This window comes from Synechococcus sp. 63AY4M2, assembly GCF_002760475.1.
GTDB lineage: Bacteria > Cyanobacteriota > Cyanobacteriia > Thermostichales > Thermostichaceae > Thermostichus.
Genome location: NZ_AXUX01000001.1, coordinates 2,849,975 through 2,875,450, shown reverse-complemented (window position 1 = coordinate 2,875,450; position 25,476 = coordinate 2,849,975). Strand labels below are relative to the sequence as shown.

Sequence of the window (25,476 nt, the reverse complement as noted above, 5' to 3'; positions counted from 1 at the left end):
ACCGGCAGGGCAAATCCTGGAATAACCTCTTCACCTTCTAGAAGATCAACCGATTTCAGGAGGCGGTCAGGCTCTTGAGAGCTGCGATACACCAGGACGTAGTGCTCGCTGGGGTGAACCAGCCAAACCAGGCGGCTGCCATTTTCAAAGTACTCCACCAGCTTGTCATGAATTTCTTCAACCGTATTGCGGGGGGAAAGCACTTCAACAGCCAGATCTGGAGCGCCTTCCAAAAATCCTGTGGGCAGTTCAGCCATGCCCTGCAAGCGTTCTTTAGCAAAAAAAGAGATGTCAGGGGAGCGCCAATTTCCACTCTTCATCTTAAAAGCAGTGCTGGAATCTAAAACGATCCCCAGCTTGTTGGACAAAACGTAGGGGGTCAAAGCTGCCAATAGGAGGCTGCAGACATAACCATGGAGTGCCCCCGCGCTTCCCATATCAATTGGCTTCCCATCAACAATCTCGTAGCGATGTCCCTCCCTGGACAACGCCATGAATTCTTCGGCTGTCCAAGCTCTTTTTCCCTGAGTTGGCACAGCTCCGACGGTCATCTGCAAACTCCTTGCTGCTCCTTCGACACCGCAAGCCAAGCCCGCAGGGATCCCCCAGCGGCTTTTCCTCGAGGGGGGACGCCAAAGGCTAAAATAGCCTAGCTCATCCTACTGTACCGACGGAAAAGGCACCTTGATCGAGCGCTACACTCTGCCCGAAATGGGCCAGATTTGGTCCACTGCCCACAAGCTCCAGACCTGGCTGCAGGTGGAGCTGGCTGTCTGTGAAGCGCAAGCGGAGCTGGGGCGGATCCCGCAAGAAGCCCTGCAGGAGATCAGAGCCAAAGCCGCCTTTGACCCGGCGCGGGTTTTGGAAATTGAGGCGGAAGTGAAGCACGATGTTATTGCCTTCTTAACCAACCTCAACGAGCACGTGGGCGAGGCAGGGCGCTACATCCACCTGGGCCTGACCAGCTCGGATGTGTTGGATACCGCTCTGGCCCTGCAGCTTGTGGCCTCGGTGGAGATCTTGCAAGCCCGCCTGGCCGACCTCATCGCTGCTATCCGCGACCAAGCTCGGCAGCACCGCTACACCCTCATGATCGGCCGCACCCACGGTGTTCACGCCGAGCCGATTACCTTTGGCTTTAAGCTGGCAGGGTGGCTGGCCGAGTGCCTGCGCCATCAGGAGCGGCTGGAACGCCTGCAAGAGGTGGTGGCAGTGGGCAAGATCTCGGGGGCAGTGGGCACCTACGCCAACGTGCCTCCCCAGGTGGAGCAGTTGGCCTGCGCCCGCTTGGGGCTCAAGCCGGATACGGTCTCAACCCAGGTGATCTCGCGGGATCGCCACGCCGAGTATGTGCAAACCTTGGCTTTGATTGGCTCTTCCCTAGAGCGCTTTGCTACTGAAATCCGCCACCTGCAGCGAACAGAGGTACTGGAGGCTGAGGAGTACTTTGCCCCCGGCCAAAAGGGATCCTCTGCTATGCCCCACAAGCGCAACCCCATCAAGGCGGAACAACTGACGGGGCTGGCCCGTCTCCTGCGCGGGTATGCCGTCTCGGCCCTAGAAAACATTCCCCTTTGGCATGAGCGGGACATCTCCCACAGCTCGGTGGAGCGGGTTATCCTGCCCGATGCCTCCATTCTCTGCCACTACCTGCTGGTGAACATGGCCGACCTGGTGCGCCACCTGCAGGTTCACACCGGCAACATGGAGCGCAACCTCAACATCTATGGCGGCGTCATCTTCAGCCAGCAGGTGCTGCTGGCTTTGGTGGAGAAGGGCCTTAGCCGCGAGGAAGCCTACCGCCTGGTGCAGGAAAATGCTCACCGCGCCTGGAACCAGCCGCAGGGAGACTTTCGCGCCAATCTGCTGGCGGATCCCCGGGTGATGGCCCACCTGAGCGAGGCAGAACTGCAGGACTGCTTTGATCCCCAGCGCCACCTAACCCATTTGGACGAGATCTTTGCCCGCTTGCGCATTTGAGGGATCCCCTATGGTTTGGCAGCGGCAGCACGTCTTGGGCTTGGCGGATTTTACTCCCGAAGAATACCAGATGGTTTTGCAGACCAGCGCCAGTTTCCAGGAGGTGTTGACGCGGCGGTTGCCCAAGGTGCCCACCCTGCAGGGGAAGGTGGTGGTGACGCTGTTCTTCGAGCCTTCCACCCGCACCCGTTCCAGTTTTGAGCTGGCGGCCAAGCGCCTTTCGGCCGATGTGCTTAACTTTTCCCCTGGCACTTCTTCCTTGGGCAAGGGGGAGACGCTCTTGGATACGGCCCGCACCTTTCTGGCCATGGGATCCGATCTCTTAATCGTTCGCCATGCCCAGGCAGGAGTGCCCCAACAATTAGCTGCCGAGATCGACCGCCGTGGATCCCCTGTGGGCGTTCTCAATGCCGGGGATGGACTGCACGAACATCCCACCCAAGGTTTGCTGGATTTGTTTACCCTCTGCAGCCATCTGGATCCCCGGCGTCCCCGTCTGGAGTTGCTGCAAGGGATCAAAATTGCCATTGTCGGCGATATTCTCCACTCGCGAGTGGCCCGCTCCGATATCTATGCCTTGGTGACTGCCGGAGCTGAGGTTCACTTAGCCGGCCCTCCCACCCTATTGCCCAAAGATTTTGCCCAGTTTGTACCCGGCCATACGCTCCCTGTCCATTGGCAGCTAGAGCCTGCCCTCGAAGGGTCGCGTTTTGTCATCACCTTGCGCCTGCAGCAGGAGCGCATGGGCGAGTTCCTTCTCCCCAGCCTGCAGGAGTACCATCACTTCTTCGGCCTCACGCGGCAACGACTGCGCCTGTGCCACCCGGATGTCAAGCTTCTGCACCCCGGCCCGGTCAATCGCGGTGTGGAACTCAGCTCCGAGGTGATGGAGGATCCCGGCTTGAACCTGATTGAGCAGCAGGTCACCCACGGCGTGGCGGTGCGCATGGCCCTGCTGTACCTCATGGGGGGCGGGCGGATCCCAGCTTAGAGCCCAGATCTTTCTCTGCTCGGGGAACATGTAGAGCTGCCTCACGTCTGGAGTGTTGAAGTCCATCTCCTAGCTAATTCTCTCTGTCAAAAGTCGGAAGAAGCTCTGGCCAGAGCTTTTACCGCCCTGCTGAAATCATGTCCAAGCTTGCCGAGAGGGGAGCAACATCTTTGTATCAAATTTTACACATCTTGGATCTGGATCCAGTTTTTTTGCAGCCGTCCCAGCTCAGCTCTTATTCAAGTTATGTTTGTTGGATTGGTTGTCAAATGAGTTGTCAAACGAGATAGAAGTTCAGCAGCATAAGCCTTTTCGCGGATCCTGGGCTCCAGGATCCTGATTTTGCTGAAATCCAAACTGGCCAAGACCACCAGATGGAAAATCGAGGTTTGGAAACGAGCCAGCACACTCAAAAATATCGATTTTTCTCTTGACTTAACCCAAAGTTAACCTTTAGATATCCTTCCGTTAACTTTGAGGTTATAGAGTTGAAGATGTTGATTTGCCACAGATATTACCTATGCGAACCCTGCTTTCTGCTTTCTCCCTCACCGCTCTAACAGTAGGATTTCTAACAGCGACCTCGGCTCAAGCCCAAACCGTGCAAATCTCCGGGGCGGGCGCGACCTTTGCGGCTCCTTTGCTGCAACGTTGGTTTGACGCCTACAACCGCACCGTAGACCCCACTGTGCAAGTCAGCTATCAGTCTGTCGGTAGTGGTGCTGGCCTAGAGCAGGTGATCAATGGCACTGTGGACTTCGGCGCTTCCGAGGCGCCTTTCTCCGGTGCTCGCCTGGAAAGCTTCCGAGCTAAATACGGCTATGATCCCCTACAGTTGCCTCTGGCGGGAGGGGCCATCGAGTTTGCCTATAACCTGCCCGGCATTGAAGACGGAGAGCTCATCCTGAAGCGGAAAACCTACTGCGGCATCGTGACCGGCGAGATCACTCGCTGGGACGACATTCGCATCAAGGCCGAGAACCCAGGTATAGCAAACAAGCTGCCACCCCTGGACATCACCTGGGTACACCGCTCTGATGGTTCTGGGACTACCTTTGTGTTCACCAACCACATCAGAACTGTCTGCCCTAATTGGACAGCCGGTGCTGGTACTTCTGTCGAGTGGCCTGTTGGCATTGGAGCCCAAGGGAATGAGGGCGTAGCCGCCACCATCAAGCAGGAGCCAGGGGCAATTGGCTACGTGAACCAGTCCTATGCCAAGCTGGAAAAGATGGCCACTGCTCGCTTGGAAAACAAAGCGGGCAACATTGTTGGGTTCTCGACTGAGGCAGCTACCTCGGCGCTGGATGCTCCCATTCCTGATGACTTTGCGCTGTTGGTGCCCGACCCTGAAGGGCCAAATGACTACCCAATCGTGGGCTTGTTCTGGGTGATGCTGTACCGCGAGTATCCCGATCAGCAGAAGCTGACCAAGCTGGTGGAGGCTCTGAAGTGGACCCAGGGGCCAGAGGGTCAAGCCATCACCAAGGAGCTGGACTACATCCCTATGCCTGAGGCGGCTATCCAGCGGATCTTTGCAGAGCTGGATGCCATCACCGTTAACCCCAAGGCGGTGCGATGACTGGGTTGCAGCCTGAACTCCACTAGAGTGGAGCTGGTGGCCGGCTGAGGAGGCAGGTGAGGCTTTCTCGGTCGGCTGCTGGGGTTACCTTGCACGGTGGGATTTTTAGGAAAGATTTTGAACCGAAGATGATCATGGGAGAGAGGCTATGACTTCAGCGGCTACGGGTTATGGTTCACCGCCAAACCCGGATATCGATGTTGACATTGAGAAAAAGGCGAGCCTGTCTCGGGCTGTTGATGTGGGCTTTGTCCGCCTGACGCTGGCCTTGGCAGGGTTTGCCGGCATTATCCTCATCTGGGTGATTCTTCAAACCACCGAAGCGGCTCTGCCGGCGATTCAGCAGTTTGGCTTGGGCTTCCTGGTTACTACCCGCTGGAACCCGGTGGAAAACATCTACGGGGTGCTACCACAGATTTATGGCAGTTTGGTAACCTCTCTGGTGGCTTTGATTTTTGCCATCCCTCTGGGCATTGGCACTGCCATCTTCCTGACGGAAGGTTTTGCCCCCAAGTGGGTAACGGAGCCGATTAGCTTTGCCATTGAGCTGATCGTGGCCACTCCCAGTGTGGTGCTGGGGCTGTGGGGGATCTTTGTGCTGATTCCAGCAGTGCGGCCCATCTTTCGAGCCATTAACCAGACGCTGGGTTGGATCCCTTTCTTGGGTGGCCCGGCTCCGCGGGGGCCCAGCTTGTTGATAGTGGCTGTGGTGCTGGGGATCATGATCTCTCCCATCATCATCTCCATTACCCGCAGTACCCTTGAATCTCTGCCACGCAGCCTAAAAGAGGGGGCTTTGGCTCTGGGGGCAACCCGCTGGGAGACCATCTTAACGGTGATGATCCCTGCCGGCCTGTCGGGTATCGTCAGCTCGATCATGCTGGCGCTGGGACGGGCTTTGGGAGAGACCATGGTAGCGGCCATGCTTTCCGGCAACGCCAACCGCATCAATATCTCCCTAATGCAGCCGGGATCCACCATTACCGCCTTGATTGCTTCTCAGTTTGGGGAGGCAGGACGCTTGCAGGTTTCGGCTCTCATGTATGCCGGCGTGGTGCTGATGGTGCTGACGTTATTGGTCAACATCGTTGCCGAGATCATCATCCGCAAGTTTCAAAACTTGGAGCAGTAACTTGGGAAGCAGAAAGAAGATGAAGGAGCACTGTTATCATGTCCGACTCAGCACAGCTTGCCCCTGAGAAGGTTGACATCGACATTACTCGTGCCGCCATTGCCCCTGTCCGCAATTACACAGGCATTGTCCTAACCCTGCTGAGTGGCCTCTCTGTGGCGGTGATCATAGCTTCCCTATCTTGGGTGCTGTGGGATGTGGGCAAGGAAGGCATCCAGCGGATAAATTGGGATGTCCTCACCCAGACCCGCTACCCTGCCCCTGGCCTGGCGGAAGGGGGCTTTGGTCACGCAATTGTCGGCAATTTAATGGTGCTGGCTACGGGGGCGGCTTTGAGCTTTCCCTTCGGCATCTTGGCGGCAGTGTACTTGTCTGAATTCGGTCGCGGCACCCGCTTGGCTTATCTGGTTAAGTTTTCCTGCAATGTGCTCACGGGGGTACCGGCCATTCTCTGCGGCCTGTTTGCCTATGCTGTGGTGGTGAGGGGATCCGGCTTTTCGGCTTTCTCGGGAGGGGTGGCTTTTGGCGTGCTGATGCTGCCGATTGTCATCCGCTCCACCGAGGAGGCGTTGCTGCTGGTTTCGCCCGACATGCGCTTGGCTTCCCTTGGCCTGGGCTCAAATCGCTTTCAGACCACAATGCGCGTTGTTTTGCCGGCAGCGGCACCGGCCATCGTAACCGGGCTAATCCTGGCTTTGGCCCGAGCGGCAGGCGAGGCTGCACCTCTGCTCTTTACCGCCTTTAACAACAATTTCTGGTCTACTGATCTCTTTGGCCCGGTGGCTACCTTGCCGGTGATGGTCTACTTTTTCTCCATCATTCCCTACAGGGTGCAGCAGCAGCTGGCTTGGGCGGGCGCTTTGGTTTTGTTAGCCATTGTTTTGGCGGCCAGCTTGACCGCTCGCTTTTTGGTGTACAAGACCAGGAAATAGCCTGAGGATTCTCAACAAAGTCTTGAATCGAACTCTTCGTCGAACTCTAGCTCTTTCTGTGAGTGCTGCCATGCAAACTCAATCTCTTAACCAGACCTCTTACGTTTTCAGGACCGAGAACCTGAATGTCTACTATGGCTCCAATCTGGCTGTAAAAAATGTTACTCTGGACATCCCAGCCCGACAGATTACTGCGTTTATCGGCCCTTCCGGCTGTGGCAAAAGCACGATCCTACGTTGCTTCAACCGCACCAACGATTTGATCCCCGGTGCTCGTGTAGAGGGCAAGCTCACCTACCACGGCAAGGATCTCTACGCCAAAGAGGTCGATCCGGTGGCGGTGCGGCGGCGTATCGGCATGGTCTTCCAAAAGCCCAATCCCTTCCCCAAAAGCATTTACGACAACGTGGCCTACGGCCCGCGGGTGCTGGGGATGAAGGTAGACTTGGACGAGGTGGTGGAAACCTCGCTGAAACGGGCTGCCCTCTGGGATGAAGTCAAAGACAAGTTGAAAGAAAATGGTCAGTCGCTGTCGGGAGGGCAGCAGCAGCGCTTGTGTATTGCCCGCGCTCTGGCGGTACAGCCGGATGTGATTTTGATGGATGAGCCCTGTTCGGCACTGGATCCCATTTCCACCCGCCGTATCGAAGAGCTGATGAAGGAGCTGGAGGAGGAATATACCATCATCATCGTCACCCACAACATGCAGCAGGCCAGCCGCGTCTCGGATATGACGGCTTTCTTCAGCGTGGAGCTGGTGGGATCCAACCGTGTGGGCGAGCTGATTGAATTTGACAGAACTGAAGTCATCTTCAACAGCCCCACCAAGCAAGCCACAAGAGATTATGTGGAGGGCCGCTTCGGCTAATCGACCTGGCCGGACAGGGATCCTTCCCATACTGTTCTCTGCAAACCCTTTTGCAGGCAATTTCTGCCGATGATGGAGTCTGAAGAACCGTTGCACCCAAATACGGATACCTATGATCGTTGCCGCTCCTGACAAGCTGCAGGCTTTGCGTTCTGACTTAGAGGGTATTGAGATCATCACTGATCCGGCTCAGGTGGCCAAGTTGTCGTTGGATTTTTACCACTACAGCCCCGTGCTGAGCCGACAACTGAGCGACAAGCGGGGAGATTTGGTGGTGCGCCCCGCCGATGAGGCCGAGGTGATGCGGGTGGCAGCGGCCTGTGCCAGGCTGCGGATCCCGGTTACGGTGCGCGGTGCCGGTACCGGTAATTACGGCCAATGTATCCCGCTGGCCGGGGGTGTGATCCTGGACATGGGCAAGCTCAACCAGGTGCTTTGGGCAAAGCCGGGCTTGGCGCGGGTGCAGGCGGGGGCCAAGTTGATGGCCATCGACAAACACACCCGCGAGCTGGGCTGGGAGATCCGTATGGCCCCTTCCACCTACCGTACGGCCACTATTGGGGGGTTCATTGCCGGGGGCAGCGGCGGCATTGGCTCTGTGACCTACGGCCAATTGCTGGATCGGGGCAACATCTTGGGGCTGCGGGTGATCACAGTCGAAGAGGAGCCGCGGGCCCTGGAGCTGCGGGGAGACGACGTGTTTAAAGTCAGCCATGCCTGGGGCCTCAACGGGATCATCACAGAAGTAGAGATCCCGCTGGCGCCGGCCTACCCATGGGCAGAGCTGGTGGTGGCCTTTCCCCCTGAGGTGGGGTTTATGCCCTGCGCCCACTTTGGGCAGGCCCTGGCCGAGGCAGATGGGATCCTCAAGAAACTCATCAGCCTGCACGCCTGGCCGATCCCTCGTTACTTCGTCCCCCTGCAGGACTACTTGCCCCAGGGATCCGCCGTGGCCCTGGTGATGGTGGCCGAGCCCAGCCTGGAGCCGTTGCTGGAGCTAATTCGGGAACATGGCGGCCAGGTGGTCTACAACAAAACGGCGCAGGAGGCGGCCAAGGGGATCTCGCTGGGGGAATTTTCCTGGAACCACACCACCCTGCACTGCCGCAGCGTGGATCCCAATTTGACCTATCTACAATCGATTTTTCCGCCCGACCGGGAGCTGAAGTTGGTGCAGCACCTGTACGAGCACTTTGGCGACGAAGTGCTGATGCACCTGGAATGGATTCGCATACGCGGCCAGGTTGCCCCGGTCGGCCTGCAAATTGTGCGCTTTACCACTGAAGAACGCCTCAACGAGATCATGCGCTATCACGAGGCGCAGGGAGTCTTCATCGCCAACCCTCACACCTACATCATCGAAGAGGGGGGTCGCAAGGTGATGGATCCGCGCCAGATCCGATTCAAGGAAGAAGTGGATCCCTACGGGTTGCTTAACCCCGGCAAGATGCGCAGTTGGCAAGGGCGGGCTTCTGCTTGACAGTGCCGAGAGGTCTCTATCCTTAGGCGATCTCTGAGTTTCCTCTTCCAAAAGGAGAGGGGCTTGGCAGCCAATCTTCTGCCAAGGCCAGCTCCAAAGCATAGGGACAAGTCTCCGGAAAGGCCGAGATATCCATACCGGTTTGCTGAGCTGCATGGCGGCGTGCCCGTTGATAGCTCTTTTCCAGTTGCTCGGCCAGATATCCTCTTAAGCTGGGGCTATCTTCGAGGGCCAATTCAATTTGGGTTCGCGCATCTGTGATGGAATCCAACCAGCTATCTGAGCGGCGCTGAGGTTGATATTGCCACTTGAGCAAATGCAGGAGAAGGCGAGTTAATTGGCTGGTCATCCCTCGCCGTTCGCTCTTACCCAAATCCTCAACCTCTTCAATTAAATGGATTAGATCAATTTCTTGCCAACGTCCCTCCCGCAAGAGCTGGGTTGTTTGGGCAATCCACAAGTTAAAATCTGCAAAGTATAGGTTGCTCACGGTTCTATCCTGCCGCCTGTATGTAGTCGTTTCAGCTCCAGCCGGGACAATGCCCTCCTGCCCAACTTCTCAATCTCAGAGATCCTGGCACTCTGAATATCTCAGCCTAATCGCCGCTGACCCTGCAGTTAAGCTATCGTTCGCTGCGGGGACTACCTATCCAAGATTTTAACTACAGTAGTAATTGATGGCCAAAGCCCCTACTAAAGTGAACTGAAAAGTCAGGAGCACCAAGTAGAAAATGGCGCGGGGCCTGAACAAAGTCAGCATCAAGCCAATGGCCTTCAGGTCCACCATCGGCCCAAACACCATAAAAGCCAACAGGGATCCCGGCGTGAAGGTGGCGGCAAAGGAGAGGGCAAAAAAGGCATCCACCGTCGAGCAGATGGAGATGATCCCGGCCAGCGCCATCATGATCAGGATCGAGACCAGCGCATCTTGGCCATAATCCAGCACAAACGAACGCGGGATCACCGTCTGCACGAAGGCCGCTACTGCCGAGCCCAGGATGAGCACGGATCCCAGCTCGCGAATCTCTCTAGCCCAGGTTTGCAGCAGCAGCAATCCCTTTTGCCGCCAAGAGAGAGCAGGGGCAGCGGCCAGCGCCGCCCGATACACCTCTTCAGCCCTCTGCAGAGTGGCCAGGGATCCGCCAGAGGCCCCTTGAGCAGGGCTCTGGGATCCAATCCAGAAGGTGCCCCCCTGCAACAACGGCGAGCGGGAGGTGCTTTTCAGAGCTGCCTCTTGGCAGCGGTTGCGCTGCAGCTCTCGCCAAACCGCCGGTTGCAACAAAGGCTCCAGATCTTTTTGCACGCTGAAGAGCAAGCCGATGGCCACCGCAATGCCAAAAGAAAAAAGAACCCGGTAGGCCACCAGCTCCGGCATGTTGCGAAAGGCAATCCACGTGGAAAAGATCACCACCGGGTTAAACACCGGCGCTGCCAACAAAAAAGCCACCGCCACATGGGGTGGGATCCCCTTGATCACCAGTTGCCGGGCCACCGGCAGGTTGCCGCACTCGCACACCGGAAAAAAGAACCCCAAAGCACCGCCAGCCACCGCGCTGCCGATTTTGCCTTTGGGCAGGAAGCGGGCCAACTGGGATCCCTCGACAAACACCGCCATCAGCCCCGAAAGGAACACCCCCAAGAGCAAAAAGGGCATGGCCTGCACCACGATGCTCAAAAAGAGGGTGAACCCATCGCGCCAGAGAGGAGAATCCAAAAGGCTCAACGCACCACCTCACACCAATTTGGGCTCTATTGAGTTGGGATCCCGGCCCAGCGCCCTGTCAAACCGCCCTCAACTCCGCTCCTCGATGGGGATGTAGCGCTGCTGGCGTTCACCTGTGTACACCTGGGTGGGTCGGAAAAGCCGATTATCGGACAACTGCTCCCGCCAATGGGCCAGCCAACCCGCCGCTCGGGCAATGGCAAACACCGGTGTAAACAAATCTTCTGGGATCCCCAGCTTGGCGTAGACCAACCCTGAGTAGAAGTCCACATTCGGGTAGATCCCCTTCGGCCCCAGCAACTCCTCGCACACCCGCTCCACTTCCAGGGCGATGTCGTAGTACTTGTCGTGGCCGTAGCGCTCGAACAGCTCCTCTGCCAGCCGCTGCAGGATGGTGGCCCGCGGATCCTTCACCTTATAAACCCGGTGACCCATGCCCATGATGCGCTCTTTTTTGGCCAGCTTCTCTTCGATAAACGAGCGCACATTTTCCACCGAGCCGATTTGTCGCAACAGCCTCATCACCTGTTGGTTGGCCCCGCCGTGCAACAGCCCCGAAAGGGTACCCACCGCCGTGGCCAGGCTGCTATAGGGGCTGGCCAGGGTAGAGGCGCTCACCAGCAGGGCAAAAGTAGAGGCATTGACTGTGTGTTCGGCGTGCAAGATCAGGCAGGTATCGAAGATGCGGGCCAGCCAGGGATCCGGCTTCTTGCCGGAGAGCATGTAGAGGAAATTGGCGGCATGATCCAGGCTGTCGTCGGGGGGGATGGGATCGTTGCCCTGGCGCATCTGGTGAAACATCGCCACCATCGTCGGCAGCTTGGCGAGCAGACGGGTAACCGTGCCGAACACGTAGTCGGGATCCGCCTCTCGCACCGGATAGAACATCCCCAGACTGGCAACACAGGTTTGCAGGGCATCCATGGGGTGGCCCGACTCGGGAAACGACTTGATCATGTCGCGGATGCGGTATTTCACCCGCCGATGGCTGCGGACGGCCTGATCGAAGTTGTCCAGCTCGGCTTGCGTCGGCAGCTTGCCGAAGATCAGCAGATAGGCCGTCTCCAGAAAGGTGCTCTGGGCCGTCAGTTCCTCGATGGGAATGCCCCGATACTCCAGGATCCCTGCCTGGCCATCGACAAAACTAATGTTAGAGCGCGTGGCCGGAACGCCTTCTAGCCCCGGCCTGTATTCGCCATCCGCCATAGTCGGATCCCTGAAATGAGCCCCCCAAGGAGAGAACAGGGGCGTCACTACATTCGCTACATTAAAGCAGATCTGGATCTCTGAAGCCAGATCCCGCCTTTGCCTACCCTGAGAAGGGCTTTGGCAACCCATATCAGCCAGGGTGAGAAAGACCCTGCTCCGGTATCAGGTTTGCCTCGGAGCACCTCGCCAGTTAATGTACGGGATCCCGACCGGAGAGTCGCCAGCGGTTGAGGCGAGAGAAGGTCTCCGGGTTCAAATAGAAATCAATGCCCCGCCTGCTCGGCAGCCGCTTGGGCTGGATGCGCCGGATCTGCTCTTGAGCCTGCTGCACTTCTGCCCACAGTTGTTCTGCCGAGAGCCATTCTGCGTTGTAGCCGCCGATCACCCACTGCTGGACGCGATCTGAGGTGGCCACCCGTACCCGATAAGCCTTTGCCTGCAACTGAGCACAGAGCCGTTCGATGCAGGCGTCGGCAGTTTCCCCGTAAGCAGTGTAGAAAATCTCGATGCCGGAGGGAGAACGCTCCTGTCGGGCAGGAGTGGGCTGGGTATAGGCGTCGTACACCACAGTCGCCCGGTAGCCGCGGAAAGCCACGTAGCTGGCCAAAGATTCCACCAAGCGCAGACGCGCCAAGTCCAGCAGGGAGCGACGTGCCAACTTCTTTAGGGTGGGCCAAGCTCCGATGATGTTGTAGCCGTCAACCAATAAAACTGTGGGGGAGGAAGCTGTCATGCATAGTGGTGGATCCCTTGCCCAGGATCGCACCAATTTGTATCAGTTTGCACCCTTATCCTAATCCTTATCAAAGAGCGCCGTAAAGACCCTTTTGAGGCTGGCCCACTCACAGTCTTGGGCTTGCAAGTGAACCAGGAGAGGAAGACTGCCTCAAAGACGCCCCCCAGGGGTTGCAAGTCCTCAAGGAAAGCAGTCGTAAGGGGTCTGCCTCAGGCCCAAAGCTTTTTTCTACGCGACTTCCCTTGAGCGGTTGGGTGTTACTTTTCGCCTGAGTTCGCCCGCAGGTTTGTCGAGAAGACCATTTTTACCGCACCCGAGCTAGCAAGTTAAGATGTGTTACGAGATCCGTCGGGACTTCTATGGGCGCAATACCGTCAACAGCAGCAGTAACCAAACCAGTGGCAACCCAGCCTCGACCGGCTTCGGCAGCGGCGGGGGCTGAGGTTACCCTGTCGCAGCCAGCCCTGCGCTACGATCCGGAGCAATTGGCCGAGCAATACCGGGGGCGCTGGGATCTGGTGCTGGGGCGTCTATTCCAGTTGATCACCCCCTTTTTGGGTCTGTTGGCCTGGGTGTTTTGGGATCGCTGGCGAGGGGTGGAGCTGAAAAATCGGCCCAAGCACGCGGCGCGGCTGCGGGAGATCCTCACGGAATTGGGGCCGACAGCTATCAAAATTGGCCAGGCTCTCTCCACCCGTCCTGACCTGGTCTCGCCTCTTTTTTTAGAAGAACTGGCCAAGCTTCAGGATGAGCTGCCCCCCTTCGACAATGCCACCGCCTTTGCCCTTATCCAGTCGGAGATCGGCCAATCGGTAGAGCAGATCTTTCGCGAGATCGGCCCGGAACCGGTTGCCGCTGCCAGCCTGGGGCAGGTTTACCAGGCCTATCTGCACACAGGGGAGAAAGTCGCCGTCAAGGTGCAGCGGCCCGATTTGATCGGGCGCATCTCCCTGGACATGTACATCATCCGCAGCCTGGCCGCCTGGGCCAAGCGCACCTTCCGCCGCATCCGCAGCGACTTGGTGGGCATTGTGGATGAGTTTGCCGGGCGGCTTTACGAGGAGATGGACTACACCCAAGAGGGCCGCAACGCTGAGCGCTTCCTGGAGCTGTACCGCCACCCCTCCATCTACGCCCCGAAAATCTATTGGCAGTACACCCGCACCAAGGTGCTGACGATGGAGTGGATCGACGGCATCAAGCTGACCCAACTCGACAAAATTGCCGCTGCAGGGCTAGATGGACGGCACCTGATCGAGATTGGGGTTAACTGCTCCCTTAAGCAGCTTTTGGAGCATGGCTTTTTCCATGCTGACCCCCATCCGGGCAACCTCTTGGCCATGCACGACGGGCGGCTGGCCTACATCGACTTTGGCATGATGAGCACCATCCAGCCCCACCAGCGCTACGGCCTGATCAAGGCCATCGTCCACTTGGTGAACCGGGATTTTGTTGCCTTGGCGCAGGACTACGTGGATCTGGAGTTCCTGGATCCCGATACGGATCTCACCCCCATCATTCCCGCTTTGGAAGCTGTCTTTGCCGAGGCCCTGGGCAGCTCCGTGGCCGAGCTGAACTTCAAAAGCATCACGGATAAGCTCTCGGGGGTGATGTACGATTTTCCCTTCCGCGTGCCTGCCTACTACGCCCTGATCATCCGCTCTTTGCTCACCCTGGAGGGGATCGCCATCAGTTTGGATCCCAATTTTAAGGTGTTGAGCGTGGCCTATCCCTATGTGGCCCAGCGGCTGCTCACCGACCCGGCTCCAGAGCTACGCGCCGCCCTGCGGGAGCTGCTGTTTAACCAGGGGCAATTCCGCTGGAACCGCCTGGAGAACCTGCTGCGCAACGCCGCCAACAGCGAAGACTTTGACCTGCAGGGATCCCTGGAAAAGGCCGTCGATTTTATCTTTTCCGAGCGGGGGGCTTTCTTGCGGGAGCGGCTGGTGGATGTGCTGTTCTCCAGCTCGGGGAACGGCACCTCAGACGGCTTGGCTCATTTGCAACGTCTGTGGGAACTCCTCAGCCGCAACCCGACCTTTCAGCCGCTGCAGCTTCTGCCCATCGTCGCCAAGATAGCCACCAAGCCGGAAGCCCAGCAACTGGGCCGGCAATTGGCCTCCCGCTGGTTGCAACGCTCGGCAGCCCGGCTTATCCGCGACCTATTGTTGTCGGAGGATGAGAAAAAGCCCGTAAACGGGCACAACGGGAGCCCTGGGCCGATGAAAGCTGCAAAACCTGCTGCTGCCTGACCTTCCCCTTGCGCTGAACAGACCAGAACCTTTCTGCTCTGCGGGGCAACAAGACCAGCCTCCGGGAAAAAGCTTTGGGTTGCCCCGCGAGTGTCGGCCACTAACTAAGAAGAGCAAGCCGGGAAAATCCCAACGACATCCTTATGTTGAGAGAAGCAGGCAGAAGGAACTTTCCCGGCTGAACCCAATGGCGCAGTCTCTTCAGCGTAGTTCAGGTCTGCCCCGACGAGAGTCTACCTCTCCTAGCTGGCGCTCTCGTCTTTGGGGCTGACGGCATTGAGGGCTAGCGTCATCCACTCAGAAAATTCATCGCGGCGGAAAACCTGGGGGCAGGAGCGCGGGCCAAAACGCAGCAGGCTGGGCATGCCGTACTCCTTGAGGCGGTTCTGCAGCCAGGTGCCAACGCCGGTTTTGCCGTCGTTGGGCATTTCGGTTTGGAAGTCGCTGTACATCAGCAACAACTGGCTGCGAGATTGGAGCACAGCATTCTCTTGGATCAACTTCGGCAGGGAGAGGCTGGCGGCTGGATTGGCCCCTTTGATCCCTTTGGCCGATTCACGGCGACGGCTGCGGGAACGGGAGTTGGCATTTTCGCGGTTCTTACGGGCTTTCGGTTCAATGGTCATAGAATCTCCTAGACGACTGAGTGGTTCCCCAAAAGGGGTAAAAGCCGGAACTCGCAGGCTGAGGACAGAGCCCGCCGCGGAAGGTAGCTCGATGAGTCCAATGTTGGGGCAATCGCTGAGAAGAGGAACACACGCTCTCAGTTAAGCGAAGGGAGAACTGCGCCAGCTTGCCACAAAAGCTCGAGGTTCCTTGCCTGCAGCAGCAATCTACAGCGCGTCGAGTTCCTGGCCGCCCATCCGAGACTTGTCTTCGTCTTTCCTGGCGGAGGTTAGTTTGGTTACCACAGATCCGCAGGGTAAAGAAGCCCGGATGCTACCTTTTATATTGGCCTAAAACTGAACCGATGAACACTCTCTGGTCGAGCACAAATTTAGGTCTGAAGGTTTTGTCGCCCGTTGCGGATCACCCGCAGAGACTCCAACAGCCGCAGCTCTAGGTCTTGCAAAACCTGATCCACGTAATGATGGGCCTCCCGTTGTAGGCGCTCCGACTCCTGCAGCGTCTGTCGCCGCACCTCCTCGCTCTGTTGGTAGGTTTGTCGCAGCAACTGTTCTGCCTGCGCTTGAGCCTGGCGTAGGATGGTCGATTCGCTGACGAGCTGCTCGGCGCGGCGCTGGGCCACGGCCACGATCTCCTGGGCGTAACGATGGGCCTCGGCCAAAATCTGATCCCGCTGGCGCAGCACCTCCTCGGCTTCCTCCAAGGCTGTGGGCAGGTTGAGGCGGATGAAGTCCAACTGCTCCAGGATCTTCTCTTCGTCGATAAGGGTGCGAGACCAGAACAGACGAGGACTGCTGAGAATGGCTGCCTCCAGTTGATCCAAAGCCTCCTGGACGCGCATCAGCGCCAGGGTCTGTTCCCCAAGCAGGTCACCGGCGCGATTGAGGGCATCGGGGGGCAATTCTCGCATCAGGCCAGAGAGTGGGTGGCTGGGCTGAGCTAAGCAGGCAGGATAACGCCTACCATATCAGGTTCTCGCGGTTCTGAGCCTGGGCGGCTTCCCCCTGGTTCCTATCCCTCTTCAGCCGGGGGGACAGAAACCGGTCTCTGTGGCAAACTGAGGGGAAGTTGTTGGATTGCGATCTGCCCATGCCACAGCCGCAGCCTCCTCGTCGACTGGAAGATCAATTTGTGGAGAATGTCTCCCGCTACCCTACCTACTTCATTACCGTCTTGCTGGGGGGGATCTGGGCTGGCTTACAGCCTTTTGTTAACCTGTACCGCAAAAGTCCGACCTCGGCAGCCCTGGTTGTGCTGGGATCCCTGCTGTTGCTGCTGTTTGTCTATTTCACCCTGCGAGGCATGACAGGGCACACTCTCCTGCCGGCGTGGATGTTGCGTTGAGGGCAGGGGGGATGGACGAAGCGATAGAGTGGACGCCAGAAGCAGAGGCGCGCCTTAAAGAAATCCCCTTCTTTGTGCGTCCGGCTGCCCGTAAGAAGATTGAACAGTTTGCCCGCGAAGCCGGGATCCAGAAGATCACAGTGGCAGTTTACGAGCAGGCCAAGCAAAAGTTTGGCTCTTGAGGGATCCCCCCTGCTGGCCATAGCAGGGAGATTGGGTTTGCCGCTAGCTTGGTAGAGGTGTTCTCCTCTGTTTTTTGCAACTCATGGCAGATTGGATCCTGTTGGCACTGGTGGGTTCTGCAACCTACCTGCTGCTGCAAAAAAGTGTGGCCCGCCTCTCCAAGGTGCCCTGGCGGATCCTGTGGCTGGTGATGATGATGCCCCCTTTGATCTGGGTGCTGGGGCGTCAGGTGTTTCAGTACGAAATGCCCCCCCTGCTCATGTTGGGGCTGTTTCTGGCTTCCTATTTTACCAGCATGACTTTGGTACGCCGGGGGCGCCTCCGACCTCCAACGGCAGGCTCTCAACCGGGGGCGGAAAACACCTCGCCGGTTGCGGGATCGGATCGCGAGTCTTTGCTTGAAGCAGAGGAAGAAAAGGAGGACAGTGCTGCAGATCTGGCCTCGGCGACTCTTGTCCACACCCCCATCTCGGAGGTGCCGCGAGAAAAGCTCAACCACTGCTTCCCCTGGAATGTTTTTTATTTGCAAAGCGTGGAGTACCGTCCCCAGGCCATCATCTGCCGCGGCAATTTGCGGGCGGATCCCACGGAAGCCTATGAGCGGGTGCAGCGCAATGTAGAAAACACTTTTGGCAAACGCTTCTTGGTGGTGCTGCAGGAGGGGTTTGCCGGCAAGCCTTTTTTTGCCTTGGTGCCCAACCCGGCGGCACGGCGCTCCCTAACCCGTCAGCAGGAGTGGCCTCTGCTGGCGCTGGGGCTGCTGCTGTTTACCTTTTGGACGACTCTCACTGCCGGGGCCCAGGCGGCTGGGGTCGGCCCTGACCGGCTGCTGCATCTCCCGTCTCTGCTGAAGGGGTTGCCCTACGCAGTTGGGATCCTGGCCATTCTGGGATCCCATGAAGGGATCCGCTACTGGGTGGCCCGCCGCCACGGCATCAAAACCTCGCTCCCCTATTTCATCCCGGTGCCCTTTGTGTTGGGAACTTTCGGGGCTTTCATCGAGCTGAAAGAGCCGGTGCCCAACCGCAAGGTGTTGTTTGATATTGCCATTGCCGGGCCGCTGGCGGGCAGCCTGGTTGCTTTGGCGATGTTGCTGCTGGGGCTGTCCTTTTCGGCGCCTGGGGATCCGCCGGCGGTGCCGGAGGGGCAGCCCACCCCAATTAGCTTCCATCGCATCGACCCACGCCTCTCGGTGCTGCTGGCGATCTTGGCGCGTATGGTGCTGGGGGATCAGTTGCAGCCGGGGCAGGTGATCGATCTGCACCCGCTGGCCTTTGCCGGCTGGCTGGGCCTGGTGGTGATCGCGTTTAACCTGGTGCCGGTGGGCCAACTGGATGGGGGGCACATTGTCCACGCGGTGTACGGGCAGCAGATGGGAGCCAATGTGGGCCGGGTAGCTCGCTGGCTGGTGCTGCTGTTGGCTTTGACGGTGCAGCCCTGGCTACTCTTGTGGGCGCTGCTGCTGTTTGTCATCTCCAGCGCCGACGAGCCGGCCCTCAACGACGTCACGGAGCTGGACGAGGGGCGGGATCTGCTGGGGCTGGGGATGCTGACGCTGCTGGTGCTGATCCTGCTGCCGGTGCCACCCTTTTTGCAAAGCTGGCTGGCCTTGGCCTAGTTCGGGATAGGATCCAAACCACGTCAACCAGCTCAGCCCAAGCCATGCAAGCGGGTTTAATTGTCCAAAAGTACGGCGGCACCTCCGTCGGCTCCATCGAGCGCATCCAAGCCGTGGCCCAGCGGGTGGCCCACACGGTGGATCGGGGGCAGCGGGTGGTGGTGGTGGTCTCGGCCATGGGGGACGAAACCGACCGCCTCGTGGAGCTGGGGGAGCAGATCTTGCAGGGATCCCCGACCACGCCGGCCGAGTGGCGGGAGTGGGACATGCTCCTTTCCACGGGCGAGCAGGTAAGCATTGCCCTGCTGGCCTTGGCGCTGCAGCGCTTGGGCTATCCTGCCGTTTCGCTGACGGCGGCTCAGGTAGGGATTGTTACCACCCGGGATCACGGGCGGGCCCGCATTCTGCACATCCACACCGACCGCCTTTGGCAACACCTAGAGCGGGGAGAGGTGGTGGTGGTGGCCGGCTTTCAGGGCATCACCAGCCTAACTGAGCTGGAGATCACCACCCTGGGGCGGGGGGGATCGGACACCACAGCGGTGGCCTTGGCAGTGGCCCTGGGAGCCGAGCTGTGTGAGATCTACACCGATGTGCCGGGGATCTTTACCACCGACCCGCGCAAGGTACCCGAGGCCAGGCTGTTGCCGGAGATTACCGCCGACGAGATGCTGGAGCTGGCCAGCCTGGGGGCGCAGGTGCTCCACCCCCGCTCGGTGGAGATTGCCCGCAACTACGGCGTCAAGCTGCGGGTGCGCTCCAGCCTGGAACCGTTGCAGGCGGGATCCGAGGGCACCCTCATTCTTGCTCCCCCTCCCCGTCCTCGCCCCGCCGACAGCAGCATTGAGCTGGGCCAGGCAGTGGATACGGTGGAGCTGGATCGGGATCAGGCCAAGTTGGTGCTGGTGGGAGTGCCGGATCGCCCGGGCATTGCCGCGCAACTGTTCCAGGAAATTGCGGCAGCCGGGATCAATGTCGATTTAATCCTGCAGTCGCTCCACCTCAGTGCAGCCGAGGGATCCCCTATCAACGACATTGCTTTTACCGTCAGCCGGGCGCAGGCGGCCCAGGCGGCAGCCGTGGCGCGGCAGGTGGGCCAGGAGCTGGGGTGTAGGGAAGTCATCGTCGATGAGGCGGTGGCCAAAGTCAGCATTGCCGGGGTGGGGATGATGGGCCGCCCGGGCATTGCCGCCCAGATGTTCCAGGTGCTGGCAGAAGCTGGGATCAATCTCCAAATGATCTCCATGTCGGAGATCAAGGTGAGCTGTGTGGTGGCTGACGAGCGGGCCGGGGAGGCCGCCCTGGCGCTGGGGGAAGCGTTCCAGGTGATCCCCCATTTGCATCGGGTCAAGGCAGCCCCTTGCGGGGATCCCCGCCCAAGCGACCACCCGGTGCGCGGCGTTGCCCTGGATTTGAAGCAGTCGCGGCTGGGCCTGCGCAAGGTGCCGGATCGGCCGGGGACGGCTGCCCATCTGTTTGGACGCCTGGCCGCTGCCGGTATCATCGTCGACACCATCATCCAAAGCCAGCGGGGCTACCACAACGGGATCCCCAGCACCGACATCGCCTTTACGGTGCCTCAGGATCAGGCCAGGGCGGCTGAGGCCGTGTGCCGGCAGGTGGCCGAGGAGCTGCAGGCGGCGGAGGTCGAGACCGACCACGACATTGCCAAAGTCAGCATCGTCGGTGCCGGGATGGAAACATATCCCGGCGTGGCTGCCCGTTTGTTCAAGGCTCTGGCCGACGCCGGGATCAACATTGAGATGATCGGCACCTCAGAGATTAAGGTGAGCTGCGTGGTGCGGCGGGAGCAGGGGGTGCGTGCCCTCCAGGCCGCCCACCGTGCCTTCGGGCTGGATCGACCCTAGTCCACCTTGGCCGCTAGCAAGAGAGGAAAGTGGTGGGCGTTGGGGGCGTGCATGGCCTGGATCCCCAGATTGGCGCGGTTGATCAAATCGGCGTAGGTGGGGATGAACCGGCCTTGGCTGTCCAGGAGGGACTGGTTAAAGTTAAAGCCATTGAGGTTAAAGGCCATGAGGCCGATGCCGATTGCCGCCGCCCAGATCCCTAAGGTAGGCAGGGCCGCCATCCAGAAGTGGACAGAGCGGCTGTTGCGCCAGCCAAGGCTGGGGATCCCCAACCGCCCCAAGAAGGCGTAGTGGCCGGCCAGGAAGTTGTAGGTGACCTCCTGCTGGCCAAAGCGGTAGCCGGCATTGACTGACTCCTCTTCTGAAGTCTCCCGGATCAGGCTAGAGGTTACCAGGGAGCCGTGGAGAGAAGCCAGTAGGGCGCCGCCGAACACCCCCGCCACTGCCAGTTGGTGCAGCGGGTGCATGAGGATGTTGTGTTCCGCCTGGAAGGCCAGCATGAAGTGGAAGGTGCCGGCAATGCCCAGCGGCAGCCCCTCCGAAAAGCTGCCCTGGCCGATGGGATAGACCAAGAGCACCGCCGTCGCAGCCGCCGCTGGGGCGGAGAAAGCCACCGCAATCCAGGGGCGCATGCCCAGCCGGTAGCTCAGCTCCCACTGCCGGCCCAAATAGCACCAGATGCCGATTAAAAAGTGGAGCACGATGAGCTGGTAGGGGCCGCCGTTGTAGAGCCACTCCTCCAAAGAGGCAGCTTCCCAGATGGGGTAGAAGTGCAAGGCGATGGCGGCTGAGGTGGGCACCACCGCCGCAGAAATGAGGTTATTGCCCCCCAACAAAGAGCCGATCACCGGCTCGCGGATCCCGTCCACATCCACCGGCGGAGCGGCAATAAAAGCGATAACAAAACAGAAGACCGCCGCCAACAACGTCGGGATCATCAATACGCCAAACCAGCCGATGTAAAGCCGATTTTCGGTGCTAGTGATCCATTGGCAAAAACTTTCCCAGCTCCATAGCCGCCGTGCGGCAGCGGAGCGCCGAACAACCACACTCATAGGCCAACTCCTAGAAAATTTGAGGAGAGCTTTCTCCCACTTGCTCTTAGCAAAGTGACCTCAGGAAGTTACTCAGCCTTGCCCTGAGGATTCTTCTCCTTCCACGCTAGACAGTCTCAAGAAAACTGCCAAGGATACCTAACGTCTGCAGCCAAAATGTGAAATAAATTGATTTATCGATACAAACATGCAGATTAGTATTGCAGTTTATATTCCACCCCTTTTCCCAGGCCTCAAGAGCCAGTTTTTGCAGTCGAGAACTTCAGGATTTCTTAAGGTGGAGGTCTTAAGGATTTCTTCAGAAAAGCAACCCCGGCAGGCTCCTATCGCCCAATTTCGGCGTGAAACTCCTGCAGGGACTTCACCCCCAGGGATCCTGACTGCAGAGCGCGGATGGCGGCGGCGGTAGCCCTGGCTCCAGCCAGAGTAGTGACCAAAGGGATCTTGTAGGCCAGGGCGGTGCGGCGGATCTTCTGCGCATCCTGTTGGGCTTCGCCGCCAGAAGGGGTGTTGACGATGAGCTGAATCTGGCGGTTTTTGATGGCGTCGATGACGTGGGGCCGGCCCTCGTGCAGCTTGAGCACCTTCTCGACCGGGATCCCGTGCTCGGCCAGCACTTTTTGGGTGCCGGCAGTGGCCAGCAGGCGAAAGCCCAGCTGGACAAACTCTTGGGCCACCGGGATCACCGCCTGCTTGTCGCGGTCGCTGACGCTGATGAACACCGTGCCCTCTAGGGGCAGGTCCTGGCCGGCAGCCAGTTGCGCTTTGGCAAAGGCGCGGCCAAAGTCGGTGTCAATGCCCATCACCTCCCCAGTAGAGCGCATCTCCGGCCCCAGCAGCGTGTCGGTGCCGGGGAACTTGTGAAACGGCAGCACCACTTCCTTAACAGCCACGTAGGGCGGGATCACCTCCTGGGTAAAGCCCAGCTCTGCCAGGGTTTTGCCGCTCATCACCTGGGCAGCGTAGGCGGCCAGGGGGTGGCCAATGGCTTTGCTGACAAACGGCACGGTGCGGGAAGCGCGCGGGTTGGCTTCCAGAACGTAAACCTGCTCTTTCTGGACGGCGTATTGGACGTTAATGAGCCCCACCACCTTGAGAGCTTGGGCCAACTTCACCGTCCAGTCGCGGATCACCTGCAGCACAGCAGGGCTGAGAGTGCGGCTGGGCAAGACACAGGCGGAGTCGCCCGAGTGGATCCCGGCCTGCTCGATGTGCTCCAGGATCCCGCCAATGGTTACAGCCCCGGTGTGGTCGGCAATGGCATCCACATCCACCTCCACCGCGTCTTCCAGAAACTGGTCCACCAGCACGGGACGGTCGGGATCCACCGCCACGGCTAGCTGCATGTAGCGCCGCAGGTCTTGATCCGAGTAGACAATCTCCATGGCCCGCCCCCCCAGCACATAGCTGGGCCGCACCACCACCGGGTAGCCGATGCGGCGGGCAATCTCCAGGCTTTCTTCCACGCTGCGGGCAATGCCGTGGGCCGGCTGGCGGATCCCCAATTCCTGGAGCAGGCGCCCAAAGCGGCCGCGATCCTCGGCTATGTCGATGGAGTCAGGAGAGGTGCCCCAGATGGGGGCCTGGGCTGCTGCCAGCCCCTGGGCCAGCTTCAGGGGGGTTTGGCCGCCAAACTGCACGATTAGGCCCAGCGGCTGCTCCGCTTCCACCAGGTTCATCACTTCCTCATGGGTCAGGGGCTCGAAGTAGAGGCGATCGGCGGTGTCGTAGTCGGTGGAAACGGTTTCTGGGTTGGAATTGACCATGAGGGTCTCATACCCCAGGCGGCTGAGGGCATAGGCGGCGTGGCAGCAGCAGTAGTCGAATTCGATCCCTTGGCCGATGCGGTTGGGGCCGCCCCCCAGAATCATCACCTTTGGCTTGGTGGTGGGAAAGATCTCGGATTCGCTCTCGTAGGTGGAGTACTGGTAGGGGGTAGCGGCCTCGAACTCGGCGGCGCAGGTGTCCACCGTCTTGTAGGTGGGGATCACCCCCAAGCTCTGGCGACGGGCCCGCACCTGGGCTTCCCTGGAGCCGGTCAGGTGGGCGATCTGCCGGTCGCTGAAGCCCATTTGCTTAAGGTGGCGCAGATCCTCAGCCGTCAGGGATCCCAATTCCCGCCCCTTGAGGACCTGCTCCACCTCCACCAGCTCCTGCAGCTTGTCGATAAACCAGGGATCGATGTGGGTAAGCTGAGCAATTTCCTGAACGGAAAAGCCCATGAGCAGAGCCGTGCGGATGGTCAAGAGGCGCAAGGGGTTGGGGGTGCGCAGGTTGGCCCGCACCTCCTCTGGGGTTGGGAAGACTTCCGGCCTGTCGCTGCCAAAGCCGGGGCGGTCGATCTCCAGGGATCGCAAGGCCTTCTGGATGGACTCCTGGAAGGTGCGGCCAATGGCCATCGCCTCCCCCACCGACTTCATCTGGGTTGTCAAAACGGGCTCTGCCCCAGGAAACTTTTCAAAGGCAAAGCGGGGGATCTTGGTGACCACATAGTCAAGGGTGGGCTCGAAGCTGGCCGGGGTTTTGCGGGTGATGTCGTTGGGGAGCTCCGGCAGCGTGTAGCCTACGGCCAGCTTGGCGGCGATCTTGGCAATGGGAAACCCAGTGGCCTTGCTGGCCAAAGCAGAAGAGCGGGAAACCCGCGGGTTCATCTCGATCACCCGCACCTCGCCGTTGGCGGGGTTGACGGCAAACTGCACGTTGGATCCCCCGGTTTCCACCCCAATCTCGCGCATGATGGCGATGGCGTAGTCGCGCAGCCGCTGGTACTCCTTGTCGGTGAGGGTCTGCGCCGGGGCCACGGTGATGGAGTCGCCAGTGTGAACCCCCATGGGGTCGATGTTTTCAATCGAGCAGATGATCACCACGTTGTCCGCCAGATCCCGCATCACCTCCAACTCAAACTCCTTCCAGCCGATCACCGACTCCTCCACCAGGATCTGAGAGACCGGGCTGGCCTCCAGGCCGGCGGCGCAGATCTCTTCAAATTCTTCTTGGTTGTAGGCCACCCCTCCCCCTGTGCCCCCCAGGGTATAGGCGGGGCGGATGATGAGGGGATAGCCGATCTCGTGAGCGATCTGCTTGGCTTCGGCCAGGCTGCGGGCCAGCCCCGAGCGCGGCACCGCCAGGCCAAGCCGCTGCATCGCCTGCTTAAACAGCTCCCGATCCTCGGCTTTTTCGATGGCCTCCCGCTTGGCCCCGATCAGCTCCACCCCGTACTGGTCCAAGATCCCGCGCCGGGCCAGCTCCACCGCTACATTGAGGGCCGTCTGTCCCCCCATGGTGGGCAGCAGGGCATCGGGGCGCTCCCGCTCGATGATCTGGGCCACGAAGTCCGCCGTCACCGGCTCGATGTAGACGCGATCCGCCATACTGGGATCCGTCATGATGGTGGCCGGGTTGGAGTTGACCAAGATCACCTCGTAGCCCTCTTCTCGCAGGGCTTTGCAGGCTTGGGTGCCGGAGTAGTCGAACTCGCAGGCTTGGCCAATGACGATCGGCCCCGCTCCGATGAGCAAGATCTTGTGAATGTCGGTACGGCGCGGCATAGGGATCCCAGGGGTGGCAGGGTCAGCCTTCTATTGTAGAGGTCGCCTGCAGGTCAAGTTGCTCAACGGACAGGGAAACGTCCTGCTGTCAACGCTATCTTTGCGGCAAAGCCATCCATGGATCTGCCGATCGAGGAGACGCTCTACGGCCACTCCAATTGTTCGCAACGTTGATGGGGCCATTGTCAAAGTTCTGAAAGAAAGGGCTAGGCCTGACGGTGGGAGTGCAGAAGCCGAACATCGCAAAATCCTCAAGCAAGTCTTACTCCAACTTGCAAAAAAGTCCTTTGCCAAGTGCTCGGATCGATCCCAAACATTGGTGAAGATTCGGACTTCGAGCGGATGCAA

The 25,476-nt window shown here is 59.3% G+C and carries 21 protein-coding genes; 12 read left to right on the top strand and 9 right to left on the bottom strand.

The window, feature by feature from the left end; translation table 11 throughout:
* Nucleotides 1–551 (bottom strand): Uma2 family endonuclease (locus tag SYN63AY4M2_RS12760; protein WP_099887513.1); only part of this gene is annotated, 551 nt, incomplete at its 3' end.
* A 133-nt stretch (nt 552–684) separates the two neighbouring features.
* Here SYN63AY4M2_RS12760 and purB point away from each other — a divergent pair.
* The 7 genes from purB (at nt 685) to SYN63AY4M2_RS12725 (ending at nt 8,965) form a co-directional block, all read left to right on the top strand.
* The gene (gene purB, locus SYN63AY4M2_RS12755; RefSeq protein WP_099883882.1) at nt 685–1,980 is read left to right on the top strand and encodes an adenylosuccinate lyase; all 1,296 of its coding nucleotides are present in this window, start codon (nt 685–687) and stop codon (nt 1,978–1,980) included.
* A 10-nt stretch (nt 1,981–1,990) separates the two neighbouring features.
* Nucleotides 1,991–2,971, top strand: coding sequence for an aspartate carbamoyltransferase catalytic subunit (locus SYN63AY4M2_RS12750; protein ID WP_099887442.1), 981 nt, complete (start codon nt 1,991–1,993; stop codon nt 2,969–2,971).
* A 520-nt stretch (nt 2,972–3,491) separates the two neighbouring features.
* Nucleotides 3,492–4,553, top strand: coding sequence for a phosphate ABC transporter substrate-binding protein PstS (pstS, locus tag SYN63AY4M2_RS12745; protein ID WP_099887441.1), 1,062 nt, complete (start codon nt 3,492–3,494; stop codon nt 4,551–4,553).
* A 148-nt stretch (nt 4,554–4,701) separates the two neighbouring features.
* Nucleotides 4,702–5,685 carry a phosphate ABC transporter permease subunit PstC gene (pstC, locus tag SYN63AY4M2_RS12740; protein ID WP_099887440.1) on the top strand — a complete coding sequence of 328 codons (984 nt, stop codon included), beginning with the start codon at nt 4,702–4,704 and terminating at the stop codon, nt 5,683–5,685.
* Nucleotides 5,686–5,723: 38 nt separating this feature from the next.
* Nucleotides 5,724–6,617, top strand: coding sequence for a phosphate ABC transporter permease PstA (gene pstA / locus SYN63AY4M2_RS12735; RefSeq protein WP_099887439.1), 894 nt, complete (start codon nt 5,724–5,726; stop codon nt 6,615–6,617).
* 70 nt (nt 6,618–6,687) lie between these two features.
* Nucleotides 6,688–7,485 carry a phosphate ABC transporter ATP-binding protein PstB gene (pstB, locus tag SYN63AY4M2_RS12730; RefSeq protein ID WP_099883872.1) on the top strand — a complete coding sequence of 266 codons (798 nt, stop codon included), beginning with the start codon at nt 6,688–6,690 and terminating at the stop codon, nt 7,483–7,485.
* A gap of 112 nt (nt 7,486–7,597) precedes the next feature.
* A complete protein-coding gene (locus tag SYN63AY4M2_RS12725) occupies nt 7,598–8,965 on the top strand; it encodes an FAD-binding oxidoreductase (protein WP_099813136.1) in 1,368 nt (455 codons plus the stop codon).
* A gap of 22 nt (nt 8,966–8,987) precedes the next feature.
* Here the strand turns inward: SYN63AY4M2_RS12725 and SYN63AY4M2_RS12720 are convergent, their stop codons facing one another.
* The 4 genes from SYN63AY4M2_RS12720 to SYN63AY4M2_RS12705 all read right to left on the bottom strand — a co-directional run bounded on the left by SYN63AY4M2_RS12720 (nt 8,988) and on the right by SYN63AY4M2_RS12705 (nt 12,630).
* The gene (locus SYN63AY4M2_RS12720; RefSeq protein WP_099813135.1) at nt 8,988–9,455 is read right to left on the bottom strand and encodes a DUF29 domain-containing protein; all 468 of its coding nucleotides are present in this window, start codon (nt 9,453–9,455) and stop codon (nt 8,988–8,990) included.
* Between the two features lie 168 nt (nt 9,456–9,623).
* Nucleotides 9,624–10,688, bottom strand: a complete 1,065-nt coding sequence (locus SYN63AY4M2_RS12715) for a permease (protein WP_240530549.1) — start codon at nt 10,686–10,688, stop codon at nt 9,624–9,626.
* A 69-nt stretch (nt 10,689–10,757) separates the two neighbouring features.
* Nucleotides 10,758–11,894 carry a citrate synthase gene (locus SYN63AY4M2_RS12710; RefSeq protein ID WP_099813134.1) on the bottom strand — a complete coding sequence of 379 codons (1,137 nt, stop codon included), beginning with the start codon at nt 11,892–11,894 and terminating at the stop codon, nt 10,758–10,760.
* 193 nt (nt 11,895–12,087) lie between these two features.
* Nucleotides 12,088–12,630, bottom strand: coding sequence for an NYN domain-containing protein (locus tag SYN63AY4M2_RS12705; RefSeq protein ID WP_011430571.1), 543 nt, complete (start codon nt 12,628–12,630; stop codon nt 12,088–12,090).
* A 401-nt stretch (nt 12,631–13,031) separates the two neighbouring features.
* Here SYN63AY4M2_RS12705 and SYN63AY4M2_RS12700 point away from each other — a divergent pair, with 401 nt between their 5' ends.
* Nucleotides 13,032–14,885, top strand: a complete 1,854-nt coding sequence (locus SYN63AY4M2_RS12700; protein ID WP_011430572.1) for an AarF/ABC1/UbiB kinase family protein — start codon at nt 13,032–13,034, stop codon at nt 14,883–14,885.
* Nucleotides 14,886–15,127: 242 nt separating this feature from the next.
* On the opposite strand, the gene SYN63AY4M2_RS12695 is transcribed toward SYN63AY4M2_RS12700, so the two are convergent.
* Nucleotides 15,128–15,511, bottom strand: coding sequence for a hypothetical protein (locus SYN63AY4M2_RS12695; protein ID WP_011430573.1), 384 nt, complete (start codon nt 15,509–15,511; stop codon nt 15,128–15,130).
* A 371-nt stretch (nt 15,512–15,882) separates the two neighbouring features.
* Nucleotides 15,883–16,422 carry an ATP synthase F0 subunit B gene (locus SYN63AY4M2_RS12690; RefSeq protein WP_228375231.1) on the bottom strand — a complete coding sequence of 180 codons (540 nt, stop codon included), beginning with the start codon at nt 16,420–16,422 and terminating at the stop codon, nt 15,883–15,885.
* Between the two features lie 179 nt (nt 16,423–16,601).
* Here SYN63AY4M2_RS12690 and SYN63AY4M2_RS12685 point away from each other — a divergent pair, with 179 nt between their 5' ends.
* From SYN63AY4M2_RS12685 to SYN63AY4M2_RS12670, 4 genes are all read left to right on the top strand, one after another.
* Nucleotides 16,602–16,856, top strand: a complete 255-nt coding sequence (locus SYN63AY4M2_RS12685; protein WP_041439081.1) for a DUF751 family protein — start codon at nt 16,602–16,604, stop codon at nt 16,854–16,856.
* An 11-nt stretch (nt 16,857–16,867) separates the two neighbouring features.
* Nucleotides 16,868–17,038 carry a PCP reductase family protein gene (locus tag SYN63AY4M2_RS12680; protein WP_011430576.1) on the top strand — a complete coding sequence of 57 codons (171 nt, stop codon included), beginning with the start codon at nt 16,868–16,870 and terminating at the stop codon, nt 17,036–17,038.
* Nucleotides 17,039–17,121: 83 nt separating this feature from the next.
* The gene (locus SYN63AY4M2_RS12675) at nt 17,122–18,657 is read left to right on the top strand and encodes a site-2 protease family protein (RefSeq protein ID WP_099887438.1); all 1,536 of its coding nucleotides are present in this window, start codon (nt 17,122–17,124) and stop codon (nt 18,655–18,657) included.
* Between the two features lie 44 nt (nt 18,658–18,701).
* Nucleotides 18,702–20,525: an aspartate kinase gene (locus SYN63AY4M2_RS12670; RefSeq protein WP_099887437.1), complete on the top strand. Its 1,824-nt coding sequence runs from the start codon at nt 18,702–18,704 to the stop codon at nt 20,523–20,525.
* Here SYN63AY4M2_RS12670 and psbA read toward each other — a convergent pair.
* Entirely contained in the window at nt 20,522–21,580 is a 1,059-nt protein-coding gene (psbA, locus tag SYN63AY4M2_RS12665; RefSeq protein ID WP_099887436.1) for a photosystem II q(b) protein, read from the bottom strand. The genes SYN63AY4M2_RS12670 and psbA overlap by 4 nt on opposite strands.
* Before the next feature lie 323 nt (nt 21,581–21,903).
* Nucleotides 21,904–25,128, bottom strand: a complete 3,225-nt coding sequence (carB, locus tag SYN63AY4M2_RS12660) for a carbamoyl-phosphate synthase large subunit (protein WP_099813130.1) — start codon at nt 25,126–25,128, stop codon at nt 21,904–21,906.
* Nucleotides 25,129–25,476 lie beyond the last annotated feature (348 nt).